The sequence below is a fragment of the Aeromonas sp. 600724 genome (assembly GCF_049175135.1).
Lineage (GTDB): Bacteria > Pseudomonadota > Gammaproteobacteria > Enterobacterales > Aeromonadaceae > Aeromonas > Aeromonas veronii_A.
On sequence record NZ_JAAKUM010000024.1, the window covers coordinates 21498 to 47785 of the forward strand.

The following is a 26288-nucleotide window of genomic DNA, read 5'->3' on the forward strand; positions in this document are numbered from 1 at the left end:
CTCTCGCAGGAGTCAGCCATGAGCCACGCCAGTGCCAGCTCGCAGGTAAAAAGCTGCGGGCTGGAATTCAGGAGGGTAGTGGCTTTGTGCAGGTGCTTTTCATAGCTGTCAGAGAATTTTTGAGGATAAATGCATGGCTGAACGTAGCGCCGTAGACACGATCCGCGGGTACTTCTATCAGTTCGACTACTCAATACTGAAAGTGCTCCAATTGTCCAATCACTGCGACTCGATTGCCCTCGAGTGCATCGAAGATGTCGACATTTGTACAGCAACGGAGGTTACAGCGGTTCAGTGTAAGTACTACGCAGGTACGGATTACAACCACTCGGTGATTAAACCTGCAATTATGTTTATGCTGACTCATTTCAAGAAAATCAGAGATGATGGGAAGCCGCTAATAAAATACTCACTCCGCGGACACTACAACTCTGGCCAGCACAAACTGGTGTTACCTCTAGATGTTACATTTTTGAAGCAGCACTTTTTAACTTACAGCGAAAAAAAGTGGAGCGTCGTCATCACGAAGAACTAAACCTGAGTGATGCTGATCTCGCTGAGTTTCTGTCGGTTCTTAATATCGATATCAATGCAGCAAGCTTCGAAAATCAATTTGCCGAAGTTATTCGGGAGCTGCAGACCGCTTACAGCTGCACACCATTCGAGGCAGAATACTTCTATTACAATAACGCCCTTGCTTTGACTAGAGAGCTATCGATCCAGTCATTGCCTACCAACCGCATCATTACTAAAAAGGCGTTCATAGAGAAAACAGACACATCTGGAGTGCTTTTTAACGAATGGTTCGTGCGAAAAAAGGGCGAGGCTGCTCACTTTTCAGCATTGAGAAAGGCTTATTTTTCTGGCTTTAATACATCCCCATTTGAGCGTTTTTTCCTCATTGAATTAGACCCCGAAAATTTTGTCCGGAGTGACCTGAAAGACGTACTTTATCTGCTATCAAAGAAGTGGTCGAAGACAAGCAAACGCGATGGAAACACATCGTTCTGCCCTTACGTTTACATTCATCAGCTACCAAATCAAGAGTTAATTTTGCTAAAAAAGGAACTGGCACTCGAAGAGTTTGGCTTCGTTGACGGATACGATTTTCAAGGTGCAGACTTCAGTATTAAGTCGATTGCGAAACGCGCCACACATGAGAATGGGATAAAACTGAAAATTCTGAACTCAATCACTGATCTTGAGGCGACTGTAGGCGGGATAACTAAAACCAGAGAGGTCTACCAGTTTCACTTGGGAAGTAGTTACTTTGATCTAAATAACAAAGCCGTCAAACATGTTCAAATCCAACTAAAAAAGTTCACAGATATTAAGTCAATTATTTAACCGAGTCGGAGAAAAAATGGCCGTAGAAACTACAGAAGATAATCTTAATGCCCAAGTAGTCGCAGTTTTCCCAGATAAAGTCCGCATTGTCGTAGATAAATTGGAAGATTTCAAAATAGCAGAGGAATCACTCCGTGTTGGATCATATGTGCGAATCGCTGACAATGAAAATGCTATTCTAATCGCCATTATCGAAAACTTCCAAATTGTGGCCAGAGATGATGGAACTCGAAATCATATTATAGAAGCATTCCCTCTTGGCGTGCTACGTGATGGAAAGTTCGAACGTGGTGGCGATTCTCTTGCAATACCACCGAAGAATGTAGAGCCAGCAACAATTGATGATATTCGACGCATTTACTCAGATTCGGTCACGAAAGCACAAAGCTTCAGTTTCTCAAGCCTTGCATCGAATCCTGACGTTCGAGTGCCGGTCAATGGCAATAAGTTCTTCAATAAGCACATCGCCATCGTTGGATCAACCGGTTCAGGAAAATCTCATACACTCGCGACAATAATTCAAAAGGCAGTCTCCGAGAAAACTGGTGACTACACACTCAACAACTCCCACACAATTATCTTTGATATTCATTCAGAATACAGATCCGCGTTTCCCAGTGCTAATTTTATTGATGTCTCAAGCCTCACCTTACCCTACTGGATGCTAAATAGCGAAGAACTAGAGGAATTCTTCCTTGATACAGAAGCCAATGACCATAATCAGCGCAACATCTTCAAGAGGGCAATAATAGAAGACCGGAAGAAAAAATTTCAGGGGCCAGAAACCGAAAAGCAGAGAATTCATCTAGACTCTCCACTTTTTTTCGATATTCAGGCGGTACTAGATACAGCTAAAATAAAAATGAGGAGATGATTGACACTGGTGAAACGTATGTGAGTGGTGCAAAGAAGGGGCAAGCGAAACTGACACAAGGTAGCTTATTTGGTAAACTAACCAACTTTGTCAATCGGTTGGAGAGTAAAATCAACGACCGTCGTCTAGATTTCTTTTTGGGATCACGGTCGAAGTCAATTACATTTGAGCAGACACTCGAGATTTTGCTCGGCTACTCAACTGCCAGCAAATCAAATGTCACGGTTATCGACCTTAGCGGTGTGCCTTTTGAAGTTCTCAGCATAACAGTCTCGCTTATTTCTCGCCTTATCTTTGAATATGGCTACATATATAAGCGTTTACGATGCGCTAAAAATTCGAATGAAAAGATCAACAATGATGTACCGATCCTACTAGTCTATGAAGAAGCACACAAATATGTACCAAACAGCGAACTCTCGAAATATCGCTCTTCGAAAACATCCATTGAGCGTATTGCAAAAGAAGGCCGTAAATATGGGGTAACCTTACTCCTCGCAAGTCAACGCCCATCCGAAATTTCAGAGACGATCTTCTCACAGTGCAACAATTTCATTGCGATGCGTCTGACAAATCCGGTCGATCAGAGTTACGTCAAGAAACTGTTACCTGATTCTCTCGGAACACTGGTCGAAAAAATGACCTCCCTCCGTCAAGGCGAAGCTCTGCTTGTTGGCGAATCAGTTGTGCTACCTTCAATCGTTCAAGTCGATCGATGTGACCCAGCGCCTTCGTCGAAGGATATTCCGTACTGGGAACTTTGGAAGGAAGAATGGAAGGATATGGACATCGCAGCAATAAAGGCTGAATGGTATAGGTAGCCAGTAGGTTCGAATAGCGCAGCGTATTCGGACAATCGCGAATAACCCCGCCGCGATATAAGCAAGGATCGGAAGATCCCCTTGCGGGGTTGCTATCGGCAGCCTTTAGGCAGCCCATAAGCGCCCGTGGTAGCCAACTGGCCGGCTGCCGGGCGCTTGTTATAGGTTCTTCCGATCCAATTACAGATAGTTCCCCTGCCGCAGGGCGGTCAGCAGCTCATCCACCAGCGCTTCCACCGGCTTGCCGGCGTTCAGCAGATGGATTTCCGGCTGCTCCGGTGCCTCGTAGGCGGAGTCGATACCGGTAAAATTCGTGATCTCCCCCGCCCGTGCCTTCTTATAGAGCCCCTTGGGGTCGCGCTCTTCACAGATGGCGAGCGGCGCATCGACAAAGACTTCGACAAACTCCCCTTCACCCAAGAGGCTGCGCACCAGCGCCCGTTCGGCTCGGAACGGCGAGATAAAGGCGGTGAGCACGATCAGGCCCGCATCCACCATCAGCTTTGCCACCTCGCCGACCCGGCGGATATTCTCCTGCCGCGCGGCATCATCGAAACCGAGATCGCCGCAGAGGCCGTGGCGCACATTGTCCCCATCCAGCAGATAGGTGTGCTTGCCTTGTGCCGCCAGCGCCTGCTCCAGCGCCCCCGCCAGGGTCGATTTGCCCGCCCCCGACAGCCCGGTAAACCAGATCACCAGCGGTTTTTGCCCTTTCAATTCGGCCCGGCTCTGTTTGTCCACGGCATGCTTGTGCCACACGATATTACTCATCCAACACTCCTTGATTGGCGCTCACGCCTCAAAACTTAAACTGTCCGGAACCACGGGGAGCCGCCTCGGACTATCCGCCGACAACGTGCTGGTGCCATGGCATTGCTCATCCAACACTCCTTGATTGGCTCTCGCGCCTCAAAACTTAAACTGTCCGGCACCACGGGGAGCCACCTCGGACTATCAGCCGACAACGTGCTGGTGCCATGACATTACTCATCCCAACATGCCTTGATTGGCGCTCACGCCTTAAAACGGAAACAGCAGGGGCACCATCACAATCACCCCGAGGCTATAGGCCAGCGAGACCGGCAGGGCCAGCTTGAGGTAGTCCGGCATCTTGTAGTTGCCCGCGGCATAGACCATCAGGTTGGTCTGGTAGCCGTAGGGCAGGATAAAGCTGGAGCTCGCCCCGAACAGCACCGCCAGAATAAACGGCATGGTCGAGACATCCATGCTGAGCGCCAGCTGGTAACCCATGGGGAAGGCCAGCGCGGCCGCTGCGTTGTTGCTCATCAGCTCGGTCAGCACCAGCGTAAACACATAGATACCGATAAAGGCGATGATGGGGCTGGCACCGTTGAACTCCCCCATCAGCCAGTCGGCGATAAGCTTGGCCAGCCCGCTCTTTTCCAGCTGATCGGCGATGGCCAGCGCCCCACCCACCACCAGCCAAATATCGAGCGGGAAGCGGCGGCGGATCTCGTCCAGGGTCAGAATGCGGGTGAGCAGCAGCGCCACCAGCATCAGCAGCAACCCCTTGAACAGCGGCACCAGATCGAATACCGAGAGCGCCAACACCCCGAGAAACCCCAGCACCACGGCGGCGCTGCGCTTGCCATCGAGGCGGGTAGAGGCTTCCAGCCCGCTCACCACCACAAACTCCCGCCCCAGCGACTTGTTGCGGGCAAACTGGGGGCCGGGGGCCAGCAGCAGGGTATCGCCGGCGTGCAGTTCAATCTGGCCGAGGCCACCGGTGAGCTGGGTTTCGCCGCGGCGCACCGCCAGCACCACCGCATCGAAGTGGGTGCGAAATTCGGCATCCTTGATGGTCTGACCCACCAGCCGCGAGCTGTGGCTGACGATCACCTCCACCAGATGCTGGCCGTTGAGGCGGTGCTGACCGTAGAGATCCAGCCCCTTCATCTCCTGCAACACGCCGACGCTCTCCACATCGCCGCAAAACAGCAGCACATCCCCTTCGTGCAGCTCGTGTTCCGGCTGCACCGGGCAGATCACCTGATCGCCGCGAATGATTTCCGCCAGATAGAGGCTTTTCAGGCTGCGCAGGCCGTTCTCCTTGACGCTGCGCCCCGCCAGCGGTGAACCGGCGCCCACCTTGGCTTCGAGAAAGTAGCCGGATTCGCGGCTCATCTCGGTATCCTGCACCGGCAGGTGACGGGCAAACAGCAGCACGGCCACCAGACCGGTCAGCAAAGTGCCCGCCCCCACCATAAAGAAGTCGAACATGCCGAGCGGCGGCGCCCCCATCTTGATGAGGAAGCTGTTGACGATAAGGTTGGTGGAGGTGCCGATCAGGGTCAGCACCCCGCCAAAGGTGGCCGCGAAGCACATGGGCAGCAGCAGTCGCGACGGCGCATGGTTGGGGTTGCGTTTGACCGCTCCCAGCATGGAGGCCACCACGGCGGTGTTATTGACGAAGGCAGACAGGAAGGCGGTGGAGAACCACACCTTCACCAGCACCTTGTTGAATGAACCCGTGCCCACCAGATTGGCGAACCAGCTCATGATGCGGGTCTTCTCCACCGCCAGCGACACCAGCAGCAACAGCACCAGCGTCAGCAGGGCACTGTTGGTGTAGCCCGCCGCCACGGCGTTGATATCCGCCAACCCGCTCAGGTAGGTGATGAGCACGGCGCCCGAGAAGAGCAGCGCCGGGCGGAGTTTGCCCTGGATCAGCAGGGCCACGAGAGCAGCCAGCAGACCCAGCACCAGGAATTGTTGCCAGGTCATGGGCTTACTCCTTGCTTGTGTCGTTACCGATGGCAAGGGCTTGCCAGTGCGGGAAGTGCTTGCGCACCAGCGCATTGAGCTCGATTTCAAACTCGCTGTAGTGCCCTTTTACCGCTTTGGCCGCCAAGCCTTCCACTATCATGCCGGCGCCGACGGTGACGTTGGTCAGCCGGTCGATCAGGATAAAGCTGCCGGTATCACGGATCTCCTGATACGGGTCGAACGCCACCGGGTCGGTGAGGCTCAGCTCGCACAGGCCGATCTCGTTGAGCTTGAGCTCGCTTGCGTCCAACTCATCCAGCTTGTTGATCTCGATGCGGTGGCGGATGGCCTCCACCTGACCGCGACTCTTCTTGGTGGCCAGTTTGACGTCGTAGACCCGACCCGGTTGCAGGGACTCCTCCCCCATCCAGACGATATGGGCCAGCAGATTCTGGGTCACTTGCGGCTGCTTGGCGGCATCCACCAGCAGGTCGCCGCGGCTGATGTCGATCTCGTCGGCGAAGGTGACCGTGATGGCCTGACCCGGCAGGGCGTACTCCAGATCGCCGTCGAAGGTGACGATGCGGGTCACTGTGCTCTCCTTGCCCGACGGCAGCACCGCCAGCTTGTCGCCCACCCGCAGGATGCCGGAGGCGAGCGTGCCTGCGAAGCCGCGAAAATCGAGATTGGGGCGGTTCACATACTGCACCGGCAGGCGCACCGGATGGCGCTCCAGCTCGCGCTCTACCTCGGCGGATTCCAGCAGGGAGAGCAGGGTTTCGCCCTGATACCAGGCCAGCTTGTCGCTTGGGTTGACCACGTTGTCACCGTCCAGCGCCGAGACCGGCACGATATGAATGGTGTCGACGCTGAGCTTCTTGGCGAACTCGCGATAATCAGCACTGATGCGCTCGAACACCTCCTGACTGAACTCCACCAGATCCATCTTGTTGACCGCCACCACGAACTGCTTGATGCCGAGCAGGCTCGCAATAAAGCTGTGACGACGGGTCTGATCCAGCACGCCTTTGCGGGCGTCGATCAGAATGATGGCCAGATCACAGGTGGAGGCGCCGGTCGCCATGTTGCGGGTGTACTGCTCATGGCCCGGGGTATCCGAGATGATAAATTTGCGCTTGGCGGTGGAGAAATAGCGGTAGGCCACGTCGATGGTGATGCCCTGCTCGCGCTCTGCTTGCAGGCCGTCAACCAGCAGCGCCAAGTCCAGCTTCTCGCCTGTGGTGCCGAGCTTCTGGCTGTCGGACTCCAGCGCTTTGAGCTGATCTTCATAAATCTGCTGGGAGTCGTGCAGCAGGCGACCGATAAGGGTGCTCTTGCCGTCATCCACGCTGCCGCAGGTGAGAAAACGCAGCAGACTCTTGTGCTGCTGGGCGTGCAGGTAGGCTTCGATGCCCTGTTCGGTGATGGCGGTCTGAATATGGCTGTTCATGCTGACGACTCCTTAGAAATATCCCTGACGCTTCTTCTGCTCCATGGAGCCGGCCTGATCGTGGTCAATCAGCCGCCCTTGCCGCTCGCTCGAAGTGGTGAGCAGCATCTCTTCAATAATTTCCGGCAAGGTGGTGGCATCGGATTCGATGGCCCCGGTCAGCGGGTAGCAGCCGAGGGTGCGGAAGCGCACCAGCTCCTGCTTCACTTCGTCTTCCGGGCCGATGGGCATACGCTCGTCATCCACCATGATCTTGATGCCGTTGCGCTCCACCACCGGACGGTAAGCGGCGAAGTAGAGCGGCACTATGTCGATCTTTTCCAGATAGATGTATTGCCAGATATCCAGCTCGGTCCAGTTGGAGAGCGGGAACACCCGGATGCTCTCCCCCTTGTTGACCTGGCTGTTGTAAACCCGCCACAGCTCCGGGCGCTGGTTCTTCGGATCCCAGCGGTGGGACTTGTCACGGAAGGAGTAGACCCGCTCCTTGGCGCGGGACTTCTCCTCGTCGCGGCGCGCGCCACCGAAGGCGGCGTCGAAGCCGTATTTGTTGAGCGCCTGCTTGAGCCCCTCGGTCTTCATGATGTCGGTGTGCTTGCCGCTGCCGTGGACGAAGGGGTTGATGCCCATGGCGAGCCCTTCCGGGTTCTTGTGGACGATGAGATCCAGCCCGTACTTTTTGGCGGTCTCATCGCGGAACTTGATCATCTCCTTGAACTTCCAGTCGGTGTCGACGTGGAGCAAGGGGAACGGGATCTTGCCCGGATAGAAGGCCTTGCGGGCCAGGTGCAGCATGACGGAGGAGTCCTTGCCGATGGAGTACATCATCACCGGGTTTTCAAATTCGGCAGCCACCTCGCGGATGATATGGATGCTCTCGGCTTCCAGCTGCTGCAAGTGCGTCAATCTTTCACGGTCCATGTTGGTCCTCGGGTCATTGCTTATGCGCCTGCTCGGGGCGCTGGGTGGTTCAGTGCGCGGCCGCACCGGCAGCCGCATCAAATATCTCTTTCTCGGTCAGGCCAGCTGCACCAGCTTGAGGTCGCAGCCATCGAGATCCGGGTTAGCGCGCTGCTGCTCGCCGCTTTTTTCTCCAAACCAGGCGAGCCGCTCGCGCAGAGCGACCACTTCGCCGATGACGATAAGCGACGGGCTCACCGCCTGTTTGGCCAGCTCCGCCAAATCGGCCAGCGTGCCGGTCAGCACCCGCTGGCGGGATGTGGTGCCGCGCTCGATGATGGCGATGGGGGTGGCTTGGCTTCGGCCGTGATCCACCAATTGCTGCTGGATATGCTCGGAGCGCATCAGCCCCATGTAGATGACCAGGGTCTGACTGGTGGCGGCGAGCTGCTGCCAGTCGGGCTCCTTGCCCTCTTTCTGGCAATGGCCGGTAATAAAGACGGCGCTCTGGGCGTAATCACGGTGAGTCAGCGGAATACCGGCATAGGCGGTGGCCCCGGCGGCGGCCGTGATGCCGGGCACCACCGAGAAGGGGATGCCTTCATCGGCCAGCACTTCCAGCTCTTCGCCGCCACGACCAAACATAAAGGGATCGCCCCCTTTCAGCCGCACCACACGGTTGCCCGCCTTGGCGTATTCCACCAGCAGGCGATTGGTCTCCTCCTGCGGCACGCTGTGGGCGCCCGCCTTCTTGCCGACCGACACCAGGGTGGCATCGCGGCGCACCAGATCGAGGATCTCAGGCGAGACCAGCTGGTCGTAGAGCACCACTTCAGCCTGTTGAATCTGTTGCAGCGCCTTGAGGGTCAGCAGGCCCGGGTCACCGGGGCCCGCCCCCACCAGCACCACCTCGCCCACTTCGCTTTTCGCCTGATCGAGGCCATCGCTCAGCCACTGCTCGGCCCCTTGCCAATCCTCTTTTTCAATCAGGCTGGCCAGGGTGTTGGAGGCAAAAGCGCGCTCCCAGAAGCGGCGGCGATCGGAAATCGAGGAGAGCACCCGCTTGGCCTTGTCACGCACCCGGCCTGAGAGCTCGGTCAGCCCGCCAAGATGGCGCGGCAGCAGGCTCTCCAGCCGCTCGCGCAACAGGCGCACCAGCACCGGCGCCTTGCCGCCGCTGGAGACCGCCACCATCAGCGGCGAGCGATCAATGATCGAGGGAAAGATAAAGCTGGAGCGCTTGGGGTCATCCACCACGTTGACGAACAGACCCAGCTGATTGGCACTTTGATAAACCAGTGCGTTGACTTCGAGGTTGTCGGTCGCCGCCACCACCAAAATCTGACCAGCCAGATGGGCCGGGGTGAAGCGCTCCGCCAGATGGGTGAAACGACCGGTGAATTCCGCAAATTCCGGTTCAAGCTCCGGGGAGACCAGGGTCAGCCGGGCACCGGCCGCCAGCAGCAGGCGCGCCTTGCGGAGGGCAACCTCGCCCCCACCCACCAGCAGTACCGGGCGGCCTTCCAACTTGGCAAACATAGGTAAATAATCCATTTCGGCCCATCCCTCGGAACACGACTAATATGGGGCGACTATAGGCAGGGCAGCTTATCCCTCAAAATAATAAAAAATGCTTTTTAATGCGTTTTGGTAATTAGCAAAGCCGATTCATGACAAAGGCGTACAAAGTCACTTGTGGTACCTGACGCCAGACCATAGGCTAGGGACTGTGTTTCATAAGGAGCTAAATGATGAATGAATCATTGATTGTGCTAGGGATTTTCGTGTTCCTGGTGCTCGCCACACTGAGCGCGGGCATCAAGATAGTGCCCCAGGGCTACAACTGGACGGTAGAGCGCTTCGGCCGCTACACCCGCACCCTGACCCCGGGCCTCAACCTGTTGATCCCCTATGTGGATAGGGTCGGCCACAAGATCATCATGATGGAGCAGGTGCTGGACATCCCGGCACAAGAGGTGATCTCCCGCGACAACGCCAACGTCACCATCGACGCCATCAGCTTTGTGCAGGTGGTGGATGCCCGCAAAGCGGGCTACGAGGTCAACGATCTCACCAGCGCCATCCGCAATCTCACCATGACCAATATGCGGACTGTGCTCGGCGCCATGGAGCTGGACGAGATGCTCTCCCAGCGCGACACCATCAACGAGAAACTGCTGCGCACCATGGATGCCGCCACCGCCCCCTGGGGCATCAAGGTGACCCGCATCGAAATTAAAGATGTGCGCCCGCCGCTGGCACTGGTCGAGGCGATGAACGCCCAGATGAAGGCCGAGCGCCAGAAACGGGCCGAGGTACTGGAGGCCGAAGGGGTGCGCCAGTCCAAGATCCTGAAAGCGGAAGGGGAGAAGCAGTCCCAGATCCTCAAAGCCGAAGGTGAGCGTCAGGCCGCCTTCCTCGCCGCCGAAGCGCGGGAGCGTGCTGCCGAGGCGGAAGCAAAGGCGACCCATATGGTTTCCCAGGCAATTGCGGAAGGAGACCTGCAGGCCATCAACTACTTCGTGGCTCAGAAATATACCGAGGCACTGGCCCGCATCGGTGAAGGCACCAACAGCAAGATCATCATGATGCCGCTGGAAGCGGGCAGCCTGATTGGCTCTGTGGCTGGCATGGCCGAGCTGTTCAACAAAGATGGCAAGGGCAGCAAGTCATGACTGCCCTGTTAGAGGGGCTGACCCACTGGCACTGGCTGGGGCTCGGCTTCATTCTGCTGGCCATCGAGGTGCTCGGCTCGGTGGGCTTTTTGCTCTGGACCGGCATCGCCGCGCTGGAAGTGGGCCTGCTGCTGCTGATCTGGCCCTTTGGCTGGCAGGCGCAGCTGCTGCTGTTTGCGGTGCAATCCCTGCTCACCACCTGGGCCTGGTGGCGCTGGCAGCACCAGCGCGACAACTCGGGTCAGGATGCCGCCAGCACCATCAACGAGCGGATGCAGAGCTATATGGGCCGCGAGCTGACCCTGCTGGATGATGTCGCCCAAGGCACCAGCCGGGTACATCTGGACGACACGGTCTGGACGGTGCGCTGCGACGAGTCGCTGCCTGCAGGCAGCAAGGTCAGGGTGGTGGGGGCCGACTCCCACATCCTGCTGGTTGAACCCCGCAAATGACGCAACTCTGCCATCGAATCATAAAAAAGCCCGCGATCGCTCGCGGGCTTTTGTCTCTCTGGCAACGACTCAGGTACGCAGCCGATCGAGCTGACTGGCGAGCGCCGTGGCCGCTTGCTCCAGCGCCTCGCTCAGTTGATGGCTGGAGCTGGCCTCCTGCCCAATCACGTTGGCGGTATCACCAATCCGCATCAAATTCTTGTTTATATCATCACTGACGGCGCTCTGCTGCTCGGCGGCGGTGGCCACCTGACTGATGTGGTCGTGGATCTGCTGGATCTGGGCCACCACCCGATTGAGCGCCTCGAACGCCTGCTCGGTGCCCTGCACCGTGGTGGTGGAGCGCTCGATGCCGGTATTCATCAGACGTTGACTGCTGCTCACCTCTGTTTGCAGGCTACCAATCAGCTGGCCAATCTCGTCGGTCGATTCACGGGTCTTGTTGGCCAGCGCCCGCACCTCGTCTGCCACCACTGCAAAGCCGCGGCCCATGTCCCCTGCCCGTGCTGCCTCGATGGCGGCGTTGAGGGCCAGCAGATTGGTCTGCTCGGCAATGGCGCGGATCACATCGAGGATCCGGCTGATATTGGTGCTGCGCTGGGCCACCAGCGCCACCGCCTTGTCCGCCTCATGCATATCGCCGACCAGAGTATGGATCTCGTTGCGGGCATTGCTGAGGGTCTGCTGGGCGGTATTGATGTGGTGGGTCGCCGCTTCCGACTCCTGCGCCGCCTGCTCGGCATAACCCGCCACGCTGACTGCCGTGGTGCTCATCTGATGCATGGCGCTTACCACGCTCTCCAGCTCCAGATTCTGCTCGTCCAGACTGTTGCGCATGGTGTCGGCGGTATGTTTCATCTCCCGCGCCTGCTGGTAGACCTGCTGGCCAATCCCCTTGCTCATTTGCACCATGCCCCGCAGCTTGCCGAGGAAGGCATTGAGCTGAGAACCCAGATCGATCAGCTCCTGATGGGTGTCGATCTCCATCTGCTGGGTCAGGTCACCCTCGTTGCTGGAGAGATGACCCACATGGCGGCTGATAAGAGAAAGTGGCGCAGTAATGGTCTGGATAAACCAGACCAGCAGCCCCAGCACCAGCAGGGTAATCCCGCCCATGGCGATGATCTGCTGCCGCTGGCCATCCACCAGCAGGGCGCCCAGTTCATTGCTGATGGCGTGCGCCTTGCCGAGCGCCAGCGCCTTGGGCACCTTGATCATCAACCACCACTGGGTATTGGCTGCTTCAACCCGAATGAGCTGATGAAGAATGAAGTCACTGTCGCTGCTGACCGGCCGACCGTCAGGCAGGGTCAGGCCCACCTCCTTGAGTGGACGGCCCAGCTTGTCGGCATAGCGGTTGCTGCCCACAATCAGCCCCATCTTGCTGACCAGGGTCACATCCGCCTTGTTGTCATAGAGGCTCTTGCCAAGGTTTTCAGCCAGTTGCTGGAAGATGGGCAGGTTCATATCCACCCCGGCCAGCCCGACAAACTTGCCGTCACGCAGCACGGGCACCGTGAGACTGGTCATCAGCATCTTGTTTCCCGGACTGATTTCGTAAAGGTAAGGCTCCATCAGGCAGGGCTGACGGGTATCGCGACCACAGAGATACCACTCGCTGTTGCGAATGCCGAACTCGTTGAGGGAGGTATCAAACTTGGCCTCGCTGGCGGCGGCGTCCACCGCTTGCTGGGCGACGGCCCCTCCCTGATCCTTGGTGAAATAGACCTCCAGACTCCCCTTGCCCGCCACCGAGTGGCTGGCTCCGGCAACCCAGTTGGCATCCTCGCCATCGTAGCCGTTCGGTTCAAACTGGGCATAGATGGAGCTGATCCCGCTCGCCTGCTGCAGGCTGCTGCCGAGCAACGACTCCACTTGAGGCCGCGACAAGCGCAGTTCCGGTTTGGCCATGGCTGCTTCAATCTGGGCGGTCACGGTCAGGGGGATTTGGTAGGAGTTCTGCATCAGCGAAGCAATCTGGATGGCATAGCGCTCTGCCTGATACTGCAGACTGCGGGAGACCTCCTCTTCCAGTGCATCGCTGGTCTGGGTCATCACCATATTGCGAAGGGAACTGAAAGAAGCCGATTGCAACAGGGTCATGGCCAGCCCGGTCAACAGAAACAGCCCCATGGTCAGAGACAACAACTTGAACTTGAGGGAACGTTGCTTCATACGACAACTCCTTATGGCAATATGACAACGAATAAGTTGAGTATATTCGTCCACTTGCAGCACACCGGATTTGTGATGGGTTTGTCACCGGCTTCTGGTTATAATTTTGGCCTTCCCGAGCGTTGATGGAACAGTCGCAATGAGCAATGCACTGAGCAGTGTCCCGCCGGTAGTCGCGATGGACTACCCCTTTCCGGCCAAACCTCTTCCCCTGAGTGCCGAGCAGAGAACGACCTTGACCACAGAAATCAAGGCGCTACTCAAGGAGCGCAAAGCGGTACTGGTCGCCCACTACTACACGGATCCCGAGATCCAGGCGCTAGCCGAAGCCACCGGCGGTTTCGTCGGTGACTCGCTGGAGATGGCCCGCTTTGGCCGCGATCACGAGGCGCAGACCCTGATCGTCGCCGGGGTGCGCTTCATGGGGGAGACCTCCAAGATCCTGAGCCCCCACAAACGGGTGCTGATGCCGACTCTGGAGGCCGAATGCTCCCTCGATCTGGGCTGCCCCATCGAGCAGTTTTCCGCCTTCTGCGATGCCAACCCGGATCATACCGTGGTGGTCTACGCCAATACCTCGGCTGCGGTCAAAGCACGGGCTGACTGGGTGGTGACCTCCAGCATCGCGCTGGAGATCGTCGAACACCTCGACAGTCTGGGTCACAAGATCATCTGGGGCCCGGATCGCCATCTGGGTGCCTATATTGAGAAGAAGACCGGGGCGCAGATGCTGCGCTGGCAGGGCCACTGCATCGTCCACGATGAGTTCAAGGCCCGCGCCCTACGCGAGCTGAAAGAGCAGAATCCTGACGCCGCCGTGCTGGTTCATCCGGAATCCCCCGCCTCGGTGATCGAGCTGGCCGATGCGGTGGGCTCCACCAGTCAGCTGATCAAGGCGGCCAAAGAGCTGCCCCAGCAGAAGCTGATCGTGGCGACCGATCGGGGCATCTTCTACAAGATGCAGCAAGCTTGTCCGGAGAAAGAGATGGTGGAAGCACCGACCGGTGGCGATGGCGCTACCTGCCGCAGTTGCGCCCACTGCCCCTGGATGGCGATGAATGGTCTGGTGGCGATCAAGGAGGCCCTCACCGACGGTGCCGAGCGCCACGAGATCCATGTCGACGAAGATCTGCGGGTCAAAGCCTTGATCCCCCTCGACCGCATGCTCAATTTCGCCGCCGAACTCAAGCTCAAGACCCAGGGCAACGCCTGATTGCCGCCGTCACGAGATGCAAAGAGGGCTCCCGCGGGAGCCCTCTTTATTTATCTGAACCTCATCCTGATCAGATGATCACGGTGGAGAGGCTGTGCTCATCATCCGGCGCAACGGTCACCCCCGCCTCGCCAGCGATGGCAGCTTCGACGCAGAGCATGGTGCGATAGCCATCGTCGCTCATGTCGGCCATGGCGGTGGCCCCTTCCAGCCATGGGGTCCAGACCACCACGCTGTCGTGGTTGCCACTGACAACCCGGGTCTTGCGCTCACCATCCTGCACGCTCACCAGCGCCTCTGGCTGCCAGTAGACCCGATCCAGCGGCCCGCTCAGGGTCAATGCACCCTGCTGCTTGGCATCCTGTCCGGTCAGCTTGTCGGCATAGGGCTCGCCCAGGCCGGTGACGCTTACCACCTCTGGTGAGCTGATCTGCAAATAGGTGTGCAGCGCACCGCTATAGGTCAATGGCTGAGCACCTGTGTTGCGAGTGGTCAGCACCAGCGAAAGCTCTTTGCCCACCAGCACGTCCAGTTCCAGCTCGAAGGCGTGATCCCACAGGGCACGGGTCGCATCGCTGTCACGCAGGGAGAGATGAACAAGCGTGCCATCAGCGTGATCTGAGACCCCGTCCAGCATCCAGAGGGTGGTGCGTGCAAAACCGTGGGAGGGCTTGCCGCTACCAACGCGGGCGGGCGCCGGGCCAAACCAGGGCCAGCAGATCGGGATACCACCGCGAACAGGCTTGCTGCCATCCAGCACCGCCTTGTCGCTCAACCAGATGGAGGCTGGCTCACCATGACGCTGATAGCTCAGCACATGGGCGCCAAACAGGCTGATCTCGGCCTTGGCATAGTCGTTGTTGATGGTGAGAACCGGCAGACCGGCCGCATTGTTGGCAAGCTTGCAATTGGCTGTCAGGGGACGAATGGATTGCATGTGGACTCCTGTCATCAGGGGAAACCGAAAAACAAAAAGGCGGCCAATGGCCGCCTTTTTCAAGCTACGCGATTGCGCATCCCAAATTACTTGGAGATGTGAGCGATCAGGTCCAGAACTTTGCTGGAGTAGCCCATTTCGTTGTCGTACCAGGATACAACTTTAACGAATTTGTCGTTCAGCTGGATACCAGCCTTGGCGTCGAATACGGAGGTCTGACGCTCACCCAGGAAGTCGGTAGATACAACTTCGTCTTCGGTGTAGCCCAGAACGCCTTTCATAGCGCCTTCGGAAGCAGCTTTCATCGCTTCGCAGATTTCTGCGTAGGTGGCAGCTTTCTTCAGGTTAACGGTCAGGTCAACAACAGACACGTCCGGAGTCGGAACACGGAAAGCCATACCGGTCAGCAGGCCTTTCAGTTCCGGGATAACTACGCCAACAGCTTTGGCAGCACCGGTAGAGGACGGGATGATGTTCTGAGCCGCACCGCGGCCACCGCGCCAGTCTTTGGCAGACGGACCATCAACGGTCTTCTGGGTAGCAGTGGTAGCGTGAACGGTGGTCATCAGGCCAGACTCGATACCGAAGGTATCGTTCAGAACCTTGGCGATCGGTGCCAGGCAGTTGGTGGTGCAGGAAGCGTTGGAAACGATGTCCTGGCCAGCGTAGGTAGAGTCGTTAACACCCATTACGAACATCGGGGTAGCGTCTTTGGACGGGCCAGTCAGAACAACTTTCTTGGCACCAGCAGCGATGTGCTTACGAGCAGTCTCGTCGGTCAGGAACAGACCGGTAGCTTCAGCAACAACGTCAACACCGATTTCGCCCCACTTCAGGTTGGCCGGGTCACGCTCAGCGGTAACACGTACGGTTTTGCCGTTTACAACCAGGTTGCCGTCTTTAACTTCAACGGTACCGTTGAAACGACCGTGAGTTGAATCGTACTTCAGCATGTAAGCCATGTAGTCAACATCGATCAGGTCGTTGATACCAACAACTTCGATGTCTGCACGCTCGCAAGCCAGACGGAATACGAAACGACCGATACGGCCAAAACCGTTAATACCTACTTTGATAGTCATATTTAGTTACCTAACTGTTCAGTAGTCAAAGAAAATTCCGCTTGTAAATTTACTAGAACTCTCCGGTGAGTCAACCAACATTCTGTCTGAAATTGCGCTATATCATGAAAAACTGTGAAATTAATTTTCTGTTTATGTAACTGATTACCACGTTTTGACGAAAAAAGTGCCAGATCGTGGCATCGCGCAGATATCAACAATAGTGCCTACTCGGTCACACAACCATTCACAGAGATATGTAAAAATGTGCGCGGTTTAGCATGGCCAAAGAGCCACTGTTCAAGTACCACCCCATAAAAATCAAACAAAATAGTATAGATAGAATCCACAGCGGGAATTCTCAAACTATGACCACCCTGATTGAACAGCTGGCTGCCGCAAAAGGTATCGCCAGCGAGTATGTCGATGCCTGGGGCCACCCGGCCCAGGTATCAGAAGAGAGCAAGGCCGCCATGCTGGGCGCCATGGGCTACCGCGTCGATGACGAGGCCGCACTGGTGCAGCAGCTGGAAGAGGAGCATCGCCAGCACTGGCTGCGGGCGCTGGATCCTGTGATGGTGGTTCGCACCGGCGACGCCGTTACCCTTGAGGTTCGCCTCCCCATCGAATTCGTCAACGACGCCCTCACCTGGCAGCTCCAGCAGGAGCAGGGTGCAGTGCTGTCCGGTCAATTCACCCCCATCGAGGGTGAGCTGGTCGGCGTGGCCGAATTTGAAGAGATGGAGTGCCAGGCCTATCGCGTCACGCTGGATATGGCCCCGGAGCTGGGTTATCACCAGCTGGTGTTGCTGGAAGAGGGCAATGACGAGCCGCTGGCCACCATGCGCCTCATCGTTGCCCCCAAGGCCTGCTACAAGCAGGCGCCGATTGCCGATGGCCGCAAGGTATGGGGTCCGAGCGTGCAGCTTTACTGCCTGCGCAGCCGCCATAACTGGGGTATCGGTGACTTCAGCGATCTGGGCCAGCTGGTTGAGAAAGCCGCAGCCTGGGGTGCCCACTTCGTCGGCCTCAACCCTATCCACGCCCTCTATCCGGCCAATCCGGAGAGCGCCAGTCCCTACAGCCCCTCTTCCCGTCGCTGGCTCAACGTGGCCTATATCAATGTGGAAGCGGTGCCCGAATTCCAGCAGAGCGATCGCCTGAAAGCGGAAGTGGCGAGCCCTGCCTTCCAGCAACATCTGGCCGATCTGCGCGCCAAAGAGAACGTCGATTACACCGGCGTGATCCAGACCAAACTCGGCATGCTGCGTCAGGTGTTCGATGAAGCCACCCTGAGCGCCGAGCGTCAGGCCGCCTTTGATGCCTTCGTGGCCGCCGGTGGCGACAGCCTGCAACAGCAGGCAGCATTTGATGCCCTGCAGGCCCACTTCTATGCCAAAGGCGAAAATGCCTGGGGCTGGCCGGTATGGCCGCAGGAGCTGCGCGATTACCACAATCCTGCCGTTGCCGCCTGGATGGCCGCGCACCCGCAAGATGTCAACTTCTACCTCTATCTGCAGTTCCTGGCCGACGAGCAGCTGGCGCAAGCCGATGCCCGTGCCAAGGCTGCCGGCATGGTGATGGGGATCTACCGGGATCTGGCAGTGGGTGTCTCCGAAGGCTCCACCGAGATCTGGGCCAACCAGGATCTCTACTGCCCGAAAGCCTCGGTCGGTGCGCCGCCCGATATTCTCGGCCCGCTTGGTCAGAACTGGGGCCTGCCCCCGATGAACCCGAACAAGCTGTTTGAAGCGGCCTATCAGCCGATGGTGGACTTGTTCCGTGCCAACATGCGCTCCTGTGGCGCACTGCGTATCGACCACGTGATGGCCTTGCTGCGCCTGTGGTGGGTACCGCCCGGAGCGTCCGCCGCCAAGGGCGCCTACATCTACTATCCGGTCAACGATCTGCTGGGCATTCTGGCCCTCGAATCCCACCGTAATCAGTGCCTGCTGATCGGCGAGGATCTGGGCACCGTGCCGGAGGGGATCGACGTGACCCTGAAAGAGAACGGCGTCCACTCCTACAAGGTGTTCTTCTTCGAGCGCTCCAAGGAAGATGGCGGCTTTATCTCTCCTGCGCACTACACCGAGCAGGCGATGTCGGCCCTGACCACCCACGACATGCCGACCCTCAAGGGCTTCTGGCACTGCGATGATCTGGCGCTCGGCCGTCAACTGGGTCTGTATCCGGATGAAGATGTTTTGAAGACTCTGTATGCTGATCGCCACCAGGCCAAACAGCGGATCCTCGACAGCTTGCATGCCCACAAGGTCATCTCTGACAACATCAGTCATGACGTGAACTGGGTCGGCATGAACACCGAACTCAACCACGGTCTGCAGATCCACATGTCCCGCGGCAGCTGCGCCCTGTTCAGTACCCAGCTGGAAGATTGGCTAGAGATGGACAAGCCGGTCAACGTACCGGGCACCAGTTACGAATACCCCAACTGGCGCCGCAAGCTTTCCGCTGATCTGGAAGATATTTTTGCCAATGAGGCACTCAAGGCACTGGCTGGCAAGATGAGCCAAGCCCGTGATGAGGCCAGTCGTTGAGACGCTGTCTCCCACAGCGCTCTCACCTAAATCCACTCCGGCTTCGGCCGGAGTGGATGCTCTGTCATGAAAGGAAATCTCGATGCTCGTTGAACGTTTGGTTGCTGCCCGCTGTTCCGATCCCTTCTCTCACTTAGGCCTGCAGGCCAATCCGGATGGGCCCGGCCTCAAACTGACCGCCTGGTTGCCTGATGCCCTCGAAGTCCGCGTCAAGGATCTCAAGTCGGGCAAAGTCGTTGCCACCCTGGCGCCCACCGATGAATCGGGTCTTTTTGAAACTGTTTTCACCCGCCGCAAAAACTCCTTCCCCTATCAGCTGATCGCCAGCTACCAAGATGCCACCACCGAGGTCATCGACCCCTATCAATTTCAGGATGCCGCTTGGTCGGGTCTTGCCGAACTGACCGCCCAGCCGGAAAACCTCTACCACACCCTTGGCGCCCAGCTGCGCACCGTGGAGCACCTTGGTCAGCAGGTGGAAGGGGTGCGTTTTGCGGTCTATGCGCCGAGCGCCACCTCGGTGAGCCTGATCGGCGATTTCAACTTCTGGGATGGCCGCCGCCACCCGATGCAGCGCAGCCTCTGCGGTCACTGGGTGCTGTTTGTGCCGGGCCTCAAGGCCGGGGATCGCTACAAGTTCGAGCTCAAGGATCCCATGGGCAACCGGCTGCCCCACAAGAGCGATCCGGTCGGCTTCTACTGCGAGCAGTATCCGTCGTTCGCCTCCGTGGTCTATGACCACGCCCAGTACCAGTGGCAGGATGCCGAGTGGATTGCCAGCCAGCACAACGACAAACGCGAGCAGCCGCTCTCCATCTATGAGCTGCATGTCGGCTCCTGGAAACGCCACCCCAACGGCGACAGCCTGAGCTGGCGCGAACTGGCAGTGGAGCTGGTCGCCTACGTCAAGGAGATGGAGTACACCCACATCGAGCTGCTGCCAGTCTCCGAGCACCCCTTCAGCGGCTCCTGGGGCTACCAGCCGGTGGGTATGTTCTCCCCCACCAGCCGCTACGGCACCGCTGATGATTTCAAATACTTCGTCGACCAGTGCCACCAGGCCGGGATCGGCATCATTCTGGACTGGGTACCCGCCCACTTCCCGTCCGATGCCCACGGCCTGGCCCGTTTCGACGGTACCCCGCTCTATGAATATGAAGATCCGCGCCGTGGCTGGCACCCGGACTGGAACTCCTACATCTACGACTTTGGCCGCGACACAGTGCGCCAGTTCCTGGTGGCGAGCGCCCTGTTCTGGCTCGACAAGTTCCACATCGACGGCCTGCGGGTGGATGCGGTCGCCTCCATGCTCTATCTGGACTACTCCCGCAACGCCGGTGAGTGGGTACCGAACGTCGATGGCGGCAACCACAACTACGAGGCGATCAGTCTGCTCAAGTGGACCAACGAGGAGGTCTACGGCAAGTATCCCCACGCCATGACCATCGCCGAAGAGTCCACCGCCTTTGCCGGTGTCTCCCGCCCCACCTTCCTCGGCGGCCTCGGCTTTGGCTTCAAGTGGAATATGGGCTGGATGCACGACACCCTCACCTACATGCAGAAAGAGCCGATCCACCGCCGCTACCACCACAACGACATGACCTTCTCCATGGTTTACCACTATGACGAGAACTTCATCCTGTCGCTCTCCCACGACGAGGTGGTACACGGCAAGCACTCCATGCTCTACAAGATGCCCGGTGACGAGTGGCAGCAGGCTGCCAACCTGCGGGCCTACATGGGCTTCATGTACGCCCATCCCGGCAAGAAGCTCAATTTCATGGGCACCGAGATCGCCCAAAGCAACGAGTGGAACCACGATGCCCAGCTGCCGTGGCACCTGCTGCAATATCCCAAGCATGCCGGTCAGCAGCGGCTGATCCACGATCTCAACCACCTCTACCGTCATGAGCCTGCCTTGTATCAGGCCGATTATGAGCAGACCGGCTTCCGCTGGCTGGATCATAACGATGCCGACAACAGCATCTTTGCCTGGCTGCGGGCGGACAAAGAGGGCAAGCAGGCTATTGTGGTGGCTTGCAACTTCACCCCGGTGCCCCGTCTCGAATATCGGATCGGCGTCCCAGCTGCGGGCCACTATCGGGTGGTGCTCAACACCGACAGCGAGTATTACTGGGGCAGTAACTATGATGTAGGTCTGGTGTTCGCTGCCGAGCCGACCCCCTGGCAGGGGATGGCACACAGCATAGTGCTGGATCTGCCGCCGCTGGCGACCTTGTTTATCAAACAGGAGTCTTGATGCTTGTAATGGAAAAAGGGGTGGGCCACCCGCTGGGGGCCCGCCTTGACGAGAACGGTTGCCACTTCTGCGTCTGGGCCCCCCAGTCGGACAAGGTGGAGATCTGCCTGTACGACGAGCAGGAGCAGGAGCTGATGCGGCTGGAGCTGCCCGGCCGCCGTGGCCAGTATCGCTTTGGCTACGTGCGCGGCGTAAAGGCCGGTCAGCGCTACGGCTATCGGGTCTATGGCACCCCGCAGGAGGGGATGCTGTTCGATCCGCAAAAACTGCTCATCGACCCCTACGCCAAGGCGCTCAGTCGTCCCACCTACTGGGATGAAGCCCTCTATCAGGGTGACAGCGCCGGTATGATTGCCAAGTCGGTGGTAGTGGATGACAGCTTTGACTGGCAAGGGGTTGGCAAACCCGGGATCAGTCCAGCCCGCACCATTATCTACGAGACCCACGTCAAGGGCTTTACCAAGCAGCATCCAGGGATCCCCAAAGCGCTGCAGGGCACCTACCTTGGCATCTGTCACCCGCTGGTCATCGAGCACATGAAGAGTCTCGGCATCACCTCGGTGCAGCTGATGCCGGTGGCCGCCTTCATGTCGGAACCGCGACTGGAACAGCTGGGACTGACCAACTACTGGGGCTACAACCCCATCGCCTTCTTCGCCCCGGAGCCGCGCTACAGCACCAGGGCCGACGAGGCGGTGACCGAGTTCAAGACCATGGTGCGCGAGCTGCACCGGGCCGGGCTCGAGGTGATTCTGGATGTGGTCTACAACCACACTGCCGCCTCGGGCTTCGACGGCCCCACCCTCTCGTTCAAGGGCTTTGACAACGCCGGTTACTACGCCTTCGAAGCGGGTCCCCACGGCCCGGACTACACCCGTCATGCCAACGTGACCGGCTGCGGCAACAGCGTCAATCTGGATCACCCAAACACCCTGCGACTGGTGCTCGATGCCCTGCGCTACTGGGTCACCGAGATGCAGGTGGATGGCTTCCGTTTCGATCTGGCGGTGACGCTGGCGCGGGAAGCAGGGGAGTTCGAGCCCATGGGCGCCTTCTTCAAGGCCGTGATGGCCGACCCTGTGCTGTCACAGGTCAAGCTCATCGCCGAACCCTGGGATATCGGTCCCTTCGGCTACCGGCTGGGTCAATTCCCGAGCCAGTGGCAGGAGATCAATGACCGCTATCGCGATACTGTGCGTGCCTTCTGGCGCGGTGATGCGGGCAAGATGGGGGACTTTGCCACCCGCTTGGTAGGCTCGCGGGATATCTTCCCGAAGAACTGGCGATCGCCCCACACCAGCGTCAACTACCTCTGCTATCACGACGGTTTCACCCTGGAGGATCTGGTCTCCTACAACCAGCGCCACAATCAGGCCAACGGTGAAGACAATCGGGATGGTCACGGCAACAACCTCTCCTATAACCACGGGGTAGAGGGGCCGACCCTGGATCCGCGGGTCAACAGCCTGCGCCAGCAGCAGAAACGCAATCTGATTGCCACCCTGCTGCTGTCGCAAGGGACACCGCACTTCCTTGCCGGCGACGAGATGGGACGCAGCCAGCTTGGCAACAACAACGCCTACTGTCAGGACAACCAGATCAGCTGGGTCAACTGGCAGTGGCGACCGGAGGATGAACGGCTGTTCGCCTTCACCCAGCAGATGATGGCGCTGCGGGCGGAGTCCAGCGTCTTCTCCAACCTGCAACTGAGCGACGACAGTTGGAATGGCACCCCGTCCAGCTGCCATCAGGTCAACTGGTATCACCCGGACGGCCACCAGCTCACCGATCAGGATTGGCACGCCCCCATGGGGCAGGCGTTCGCCATGGATATCGGCATGATCAACTGTGTCGGCGAGCGCTGGTACGTGCTGTTCAACGCCAGCGATTACGACATCCAGTTCCGCCTGCCGCCTCCGGGAGAAGGGCTGGAGTGGATCCAGACCATCGACACCGCCACCAACGATGGGCTGCCCTTCCTGCCCGATGACATCAAACGGCAGGTAGCGGTCGGCCGGGCCCACTCCCTCAAACTGCTGGAGCGGGTGGCGCTGGCCAGCACGGCGGAGGATGCCCAGCCACCGCAGCAGGAAATTCTCCCTGCATCCGGTGAGGAGATGGTTGCCACCTCGATCACAGATACAGGCAAAGCATAAGAGGCATGCTGGAGTCAGCTTTACGGAGCCGCTATGCTGGGCTCCGGTATGGATGGCAAGGAGTCGGTATGAGCAGTAACAATCCGGAACAGTGGCGCAGCAAACTGACCGCCGAGCAGTTTCACGTCTGCTGGGAGAAGGGCACCGAGCGCCCCTACAGCGGCGCCCTGCTCCACAATCGCAAGAGCGGCGACTACCTCTGTGTCTGCTGCAAGAGCGTGCTGTTTCACTCAGGAGCCAAGTTTGATTCCGGCTGCGGCTGGCCCTCGTTCGACAAGGCCATCGAGGGGACGGTGGAGTACACCGAGGACAACAGCCACGGCATGAAGCGAGTGGAGATCACCTGCCGCCAGTGCGGCTCTCATCTCGGTCATGTCTTCCCCGACGGACCGACCGAGACCGGCCAGCGCTACTGCGTCAACAGCCTGAGTCTGGATTTCGATCCCGACGCTTAAGCGGCTGACCCATTGCAATAAAACCGGCGCCTCCATCACGGAGGCGTCGTTTTTATCGGGATTTCACCGGCTTCACGCCAGCAGGATAGCAGCCATCACCAGCAGGGCCGCAATGGCCGGTATCGGCAGCTTCAACACACGCAGCAGATAAAAGCCGATGGCCGCCAGCGCCAGATCGGTCGGCGCCAGCACCGCGCTCTGCCACACCGGCTGATAGAGCGCCGCCAGCAACAAGCCCACCACGGCAGCATTGATGCCGGTGACGGCCCCCGCCAGACGGGGCTGGGCCAGCCACTGTTGCCAGCAGGGGCCCACCGCCCAGAGCAGCAGAAAGCCGGGTGCAAAGAGCGCCAGGGTCGCCAACAGGGCCCCGCTCATCGGCATTTCTGGCTGCAACTGGGCGCCAAGATAGGTGGCAAGGGTAAACATGGGGCCCGGCACCAACTGCGCCAGGCTGTAACCGGTCAGAAACTGCTGCTCGTTGAGAGTGTGTCCCACGCTCTCTTGCAGTAGCGGCAGCACCACATGACCACCGCCAAACACCAGACTACCGGCGCGATAGAAGTCGGCAACCAGCTGGCCAAGCGGGCTGCTGAGCAGCGGCAGACCGATAAAAAGGATGCCAAACAGCAGCAGGGTCGGCCAATGGGGCTGACTGCTGGCGGCAGAAGGTAGCTCGGCGGAGGCTGGCACACTACCCGCCCCGCTCTGGCTGCGGGCGCAGATCAACGCCGCTCCCGCCAGCATCAACAGTTGAGTCAGCAGACCGGGCTGCCACCAGAGTGCGGCAGCGGTCACCACCATAATCCCTTGGGTCATTCCAGTGGCACAGAACTGACGACTCATGGTGAACACCGCATCGGCCACCACGATAAGCGCCAGCAGCTTGAGGCCGTGCAAAGCCGCATCGAGCCACAGATTGCTGCCCAGCTGGCCGATGCCGATCGCGGCCGCCAGTAGCAGCAGAAATGAGGGCAGCGTGAAGCCAAGAAAAGCTGAGAGCGCCCCGCCCAGACCGGCGCGATGACGACCGATGGCGAAACCAAGCTGGCTGGAGGCGGGCCCCGGCAGCAGTTGGCACAGCGCCAGCAAGCGGGCAAATTCGGCCTGTGTCAGCCAGCCAAGCCGCTGGACGAAGGTGCGCTGGAAATAGCCGATATGAGCGGCCGGACCACCAAAGCTGATGCAGCCCAGCCATAAAAACTGAATAAATACCTGTCCCACGCTCTTCTCCCTCATCCCTCTTCTCCCGATGGAGAGGGGATATTATGACAGCGCGATGATCGTTTTATGACAATCAGACTGATTAGGCCGACACCATGGGCATATCACCCGGCAAATAGCAGCGTCCCGCCAGCCAGCAGGCGATGGACTGACGGCTGGCGTCGAAATGGGGCTCGGGCAACGCGCGCGGATCGCACCAGACCCAGCCTTCGCACTTCTCCGGCTCCAGCAGTTGCGGCTCACCATCGGCCTTAGCGTGCAGCGTCACCGAGATATAGTGCAGCCCGCTCTCGCGCCATGTCTCCAGATTGTTGGTCACCGCCACCACCTCGGGCCCGTGGATCTCAAGTCCCGTCTCCTCGGCCACCTCGCGGATCGCCGCCGACTCGAAGCTCTCCCCCAACTCCAGATGACCACCCGGGATCGACCAGTAGGGGGCATGGCTCCCTTTGCGTTTGCCAAGCAGCACCTGGCCTTGGGCGTTGGTCAGGATGACGCCGACCCCGACGCGGGGATAGAGAGTGGACATGAAAACGCTCCTTCAATCAGGCAATAAAACGGCCTCACCTTAGGCCCAAGGAGGGCACAGGGCAAGCCCCGGCTGCACGGCACCTGCGGCCGTCAGTGGTCCCCCCCCTTGCCCCTTAACCGGTTATCACTGATGCTGGGGAGTGAAGCCCGGATGGAGAGGTCATCCCCATCCTCTCAGTCCCCCATTACCCCGAGGAGTCCGCCATGAAAAAATTGCTCCCCCTGTGCGCCCTGCTGCTCACGGCTTGCCAAACCACGCCGCCCCCCAACTCGCTCGCCATCGATGATGCCGACGCCTGGCAGGCCATTTGCAAAGATGGCACCCGGGTTCGCGCCGTGGTGGCAGAGGGGATCTGTGGGGATCATCGTGGGGTAGCCATGTGGACGAATAAGCCAAGAGAGGAACGGATGGCAGAAGAAGCCGCCAAATAGTGTGATCTAGACACCATAAAATGACACTGCCGGCCAATTG

The 26288-nt window shown here is 58.7% G+C and carries 22 protein-coding genes; 12 read left to right on the forward strand and 10 right to left on the reverse strand.

Annotated elements, in window-relative coordinates:
• The first annotated feature begins 133 nt into the window (after positions 1–133).
• The 4 genes from G5168_RS19100 to G5168_RS19115 are packed head-to-tail and all read left to right on the forward strand — an operon-like array spanning position 134 to position 3042.
• On the forward strand, positions 134–535 hold the full coding sequence (locus G5168_RS19100) for a hypothetical protein (RefSeq protein WP_421252584.1): 402 nt from the start codon (positions 134–136) through the stop codon (positions 533–535).
• A complete protein-coding gene (locus G5168_RS19105) occupies positions 508–1347 on the forward strand; it encodes a DUF4297 family anti-phage-associated protein (RefSeq protein WP_421252585.1) in 840 nt (279 codons plus the stop codon). Before G5168_RS19100 ends, G5168_RS19105 begins: the two co-directional genes overlap by 28 nt.
• A gap of 16 nt (positions 1348–1363) precedes the next feature.
• Positions 1364–2221: an ATP-binding protein gene (locus G5168_RS19110; RefSeq protein WP_421252586.1), complete on the forward strand. Its 858-nt coding sequence runs from the start codon at positions 1364–1366 to the stop codon at positions 2219–2221.
• A complete protein-coding gene (locus G5168_RS19115) occupies positions 2218–3042 on the forward strand; it encodes an ATP-binding protein (protein WP_421252587.1) in 825 nt (274 codons plus the stop codon). The genes G5168_RS19110 and G5168_RS19115 overlap by 4 nt, the downstream gene beginning before the upstream one ends.
• A 180-nt stretch (positions 3043–3222) precedes the next feature.
• Here the strand turns inward: G5168_RS19115 and cysC are convergent, their stop codons facing one another.
• The 5 genes from cysC to cysG all read right to left on the reverse strand — a co-directional run bounded on the left by cysC (position 3223) and on the right by cysG (position 9673).
• Complete coding sequence (cysC, locus tag G5168_RS19120) at positions 3223–3813, reverse strand: adenylyl-sulfate kinase (RefSeq protein ID WP_421252588.1); 591 nt, start codon at positions 3811–3813, stop codon at positions 3223–3225.
• A gap of 249 nt (positions 3814–4062) precedes the next feature.
• Positions 4063–5787, reverse strand: a complete 1725-nt coding sequence (locus tag G5168_RS19125) for an SLC13 family permease (RefSeq protein ID WP_139474078.1) — start codon at positions 5785–5787, stop codon at positions 4063–4065.
• Between the two features lie 4 nt (positions 5788–5791).
• Positions 5792–7219: a sulfate adenylyltransferase subunit CysN gene (gene cysN, locus G5168_RS19130; RefSeq protein ID WP_421252589.1), complete on the reverse strand. Its 1428-nt coding sequence runs from the start codon at positions 7217–7219 to the stop codon at positions 5792–5794.
• A 12-nt stretch (positions 7220–7231) separates the two neighbouring features.
• Positions 7232–8164, reverse strand: a complete 933-nt coding sequence (gene cysD, locus G5168_RS19135; protein WP_421252594.1) for a sulfate adenylyltransferase subunit CysD — start codon at positions 8162–8164, stop codon at positions 7232–7234.
• Between the two features lie 72 nt (positions 8165–8236).
• Positions 8237–9673, reverse strand: a complete 1437-nt coding sequence (gene cysG / locus G5168_RS19140) for a siroheme synthase CysG (protein WP_069529720.1) — start codon at positions 9671–9673, stop codon at positions 8237–8239.
• Between the two features lie 197 nt (positions 9674–9870).
• Between cysG and G5168_RS19145 the strand changes: the two genes are divergently transcribed.
• Both G5168_RS19145 and G5168_RS19150 read left to right on the forward strand, forming a co-directional pair.
• Complete coding sequence (locus G5168_RS19145; RefSeq protein WP_227343102.1) at positions 9871–10794, forward strand: SPFH domain-containing protein; 924 nt, start codon at positions 9871–9873, stop codon at positions 10792–10794.
• The gene (locus G5168_RS19150) at positions 10791–11246 is read left to right on the forward strand and encodes an NfeD family protein (protein ID WP_227341397.1); all 456 of its coding nucleotides are present in this window, start codon (positions 10791–10793) and stop codon (positions 11244–11246) included. Before G5168_RS19145 ends, G5168_RS19150 begins: the two co-directional genes overlap by 4 nt.
• Positions 11247–11315: 69 nt before the next feature.
• Here G5168_RS19150 and G5168_RS19155 read toward each other — a convergent pair whose 3' ends face one another.
• Positions 11316–13421, reverse strand: coding sequence for a methyl-accepting chemotaxis protein (locus tag G5168_RS19155; protein ID WP_421252590.1), 2106 nt, complete (start codon positions 13419–13421; stop codon positions 11316–11318).
• 139 nt (positions 13422–13560) lie between these two features.
• On the opposite strand from G5168_RS19155, the gene nadA reads away from it, so the two are divergent.
• Positions 13561–14634 (forward strand): quinolinate synthase NadA, encoded by a 1074-nt coding sequence (gene nadA / locus G5168_RS19160; RefSeq protein WP_005335706.1) that lies wholly within the window; start codon positions 13561–13563, stop codon positions 14632–14634.
• A 70-nt stretch (positions 14635–14704) separates the two neighbouring features.
• Here nadA and G5168_RS19165 read toward each other — a convergent pair whose 3' ends face one another.
• Positions 14705–15571 carry a D-hexose-6-phosphate mutarotase gene (locus tag G5168_RS19165; protein ID WP_202005331.1) on the reverse strand — a complete coding sequence of 289 codons (867 nt, stop codon included), beginning with the start codon at positions 15569–15571 and terminating at the stop codon, positions 14705–14707.
• An 86-nt stretch (positions 15572–15657) separates the two neighbouring features.
• On the reverse strand, positions 15658–16653 hold the full coding sequence (gene gap / locus G5168_RS19170) for a type I glyceraldehyde-3-phosphate dehydrogenase (RefSeq protein ID WP_005335708.1): 996 nt from the start codon (positions 16651–16653) through the stop codon (positions 15658–15660).
• Positions 16654–17000: 347 nt separating this feature from the next.
• On the opposite strand from gap, the gene malQ reads away from it, so the two are divergent.
• The 4 genes from malQ to msrB all read left to right on the forward strand — a co-directional run bounded on the left by malQ (position 17001) and on the right by msrB (position 24061).
• A complete protein-coding gene (gene malQ / locus G5168_RS19175) occupies positions 17001–19190 on the forward strand; it encodes a 4-alpha-glucanotransferase (protein ID WP_040068254.1) in 2190 nt (729 codons plus the stop codon).
• Positions 19191–19272: 82 nt separating this feature from the next.
• Positions 19273–21450, forward strand: coding sequence for a 1,4-alpha-glucan branching protein GlgB (glgB, locus tag G5168_RS19180; protein WP_421252591.1), 2178 nt, complete (start codon positions 19273–19275; stop codon positions 21448–21450).
• Positions 21450–23606, forward strand: a complete 2157-nt coding sequence (glgX, locus tag G5168_RS19185; RefSeq protein ID WP_416035250.1) for a glycogen debranching protein GlgX — start codon at positions 21450–21452, stop codon at positions 23604–23606. The genes glgB and glgX overlap by 1 nt, the downstream gene beginning before the upstream one ends.
• A gap of 68 nt (positions 23607–23674) precedes the next feature.
• The gene (msrB, locus tag G5168_RS19190) at positions 23675–24061 is read left to right on the forward strand and encodes a peptide-methionine (R)-S-oxide reductase MsrB (RefSeq protein WP_040068248.1); all 387 of its coding nucleotides are present in this window, start codon (positions 23675–23677) and stop codon (positions 24059–24061) included.
• 72 nt (positions 24062–24133) lie between these two features.
• Here the strand turns inward: msrB and chrA are convergent, their stop codons facing one another.
• Both chrA and G5168_RS19200 read right to left on the reverse strand, forming a co-directional pair.
• Entirely contained in the window at positions 24134–25285 is a 1152-nt protein-coding gene (gene chrA, locus G5168_RS19195; RefSeq protein ID WP_408082998.1) for a chromate efflux transporter, read from the reverse strand.
• An 82-nt stretch (positions 25286–25367) separates the two neighbouring features.
• Positions 25368–25814: a nucleotide triphosphate diphosphatase NUDT15 gene (locus G5168_RS19200; RefSeq protein ID WP_064339420.1), complete on the reverse strand. Its 447-nt coding sequence runs from the start codon at positions 25812–25814 to the stop codon at positions 25368–25370.
• A 206-nt stretch (positions 25815–26020) separates the two neighbouring features.
• On the opposite strand from G5168_RS19200, the gene G5168_RS19205 reads away from it, so the two are divergent.
• Positions 26021–26248: a hypothetical protein gene (locus tag G5168_RS19205; protein WP_216952052.1), complete on the forward strand. Its 228-nt coding sequence runs from the start codon at positions 26021–26023 to the stop codon at positions 26246–26248.
• Positions 26249–26288 lie beyond the last annotated feature (40 nt).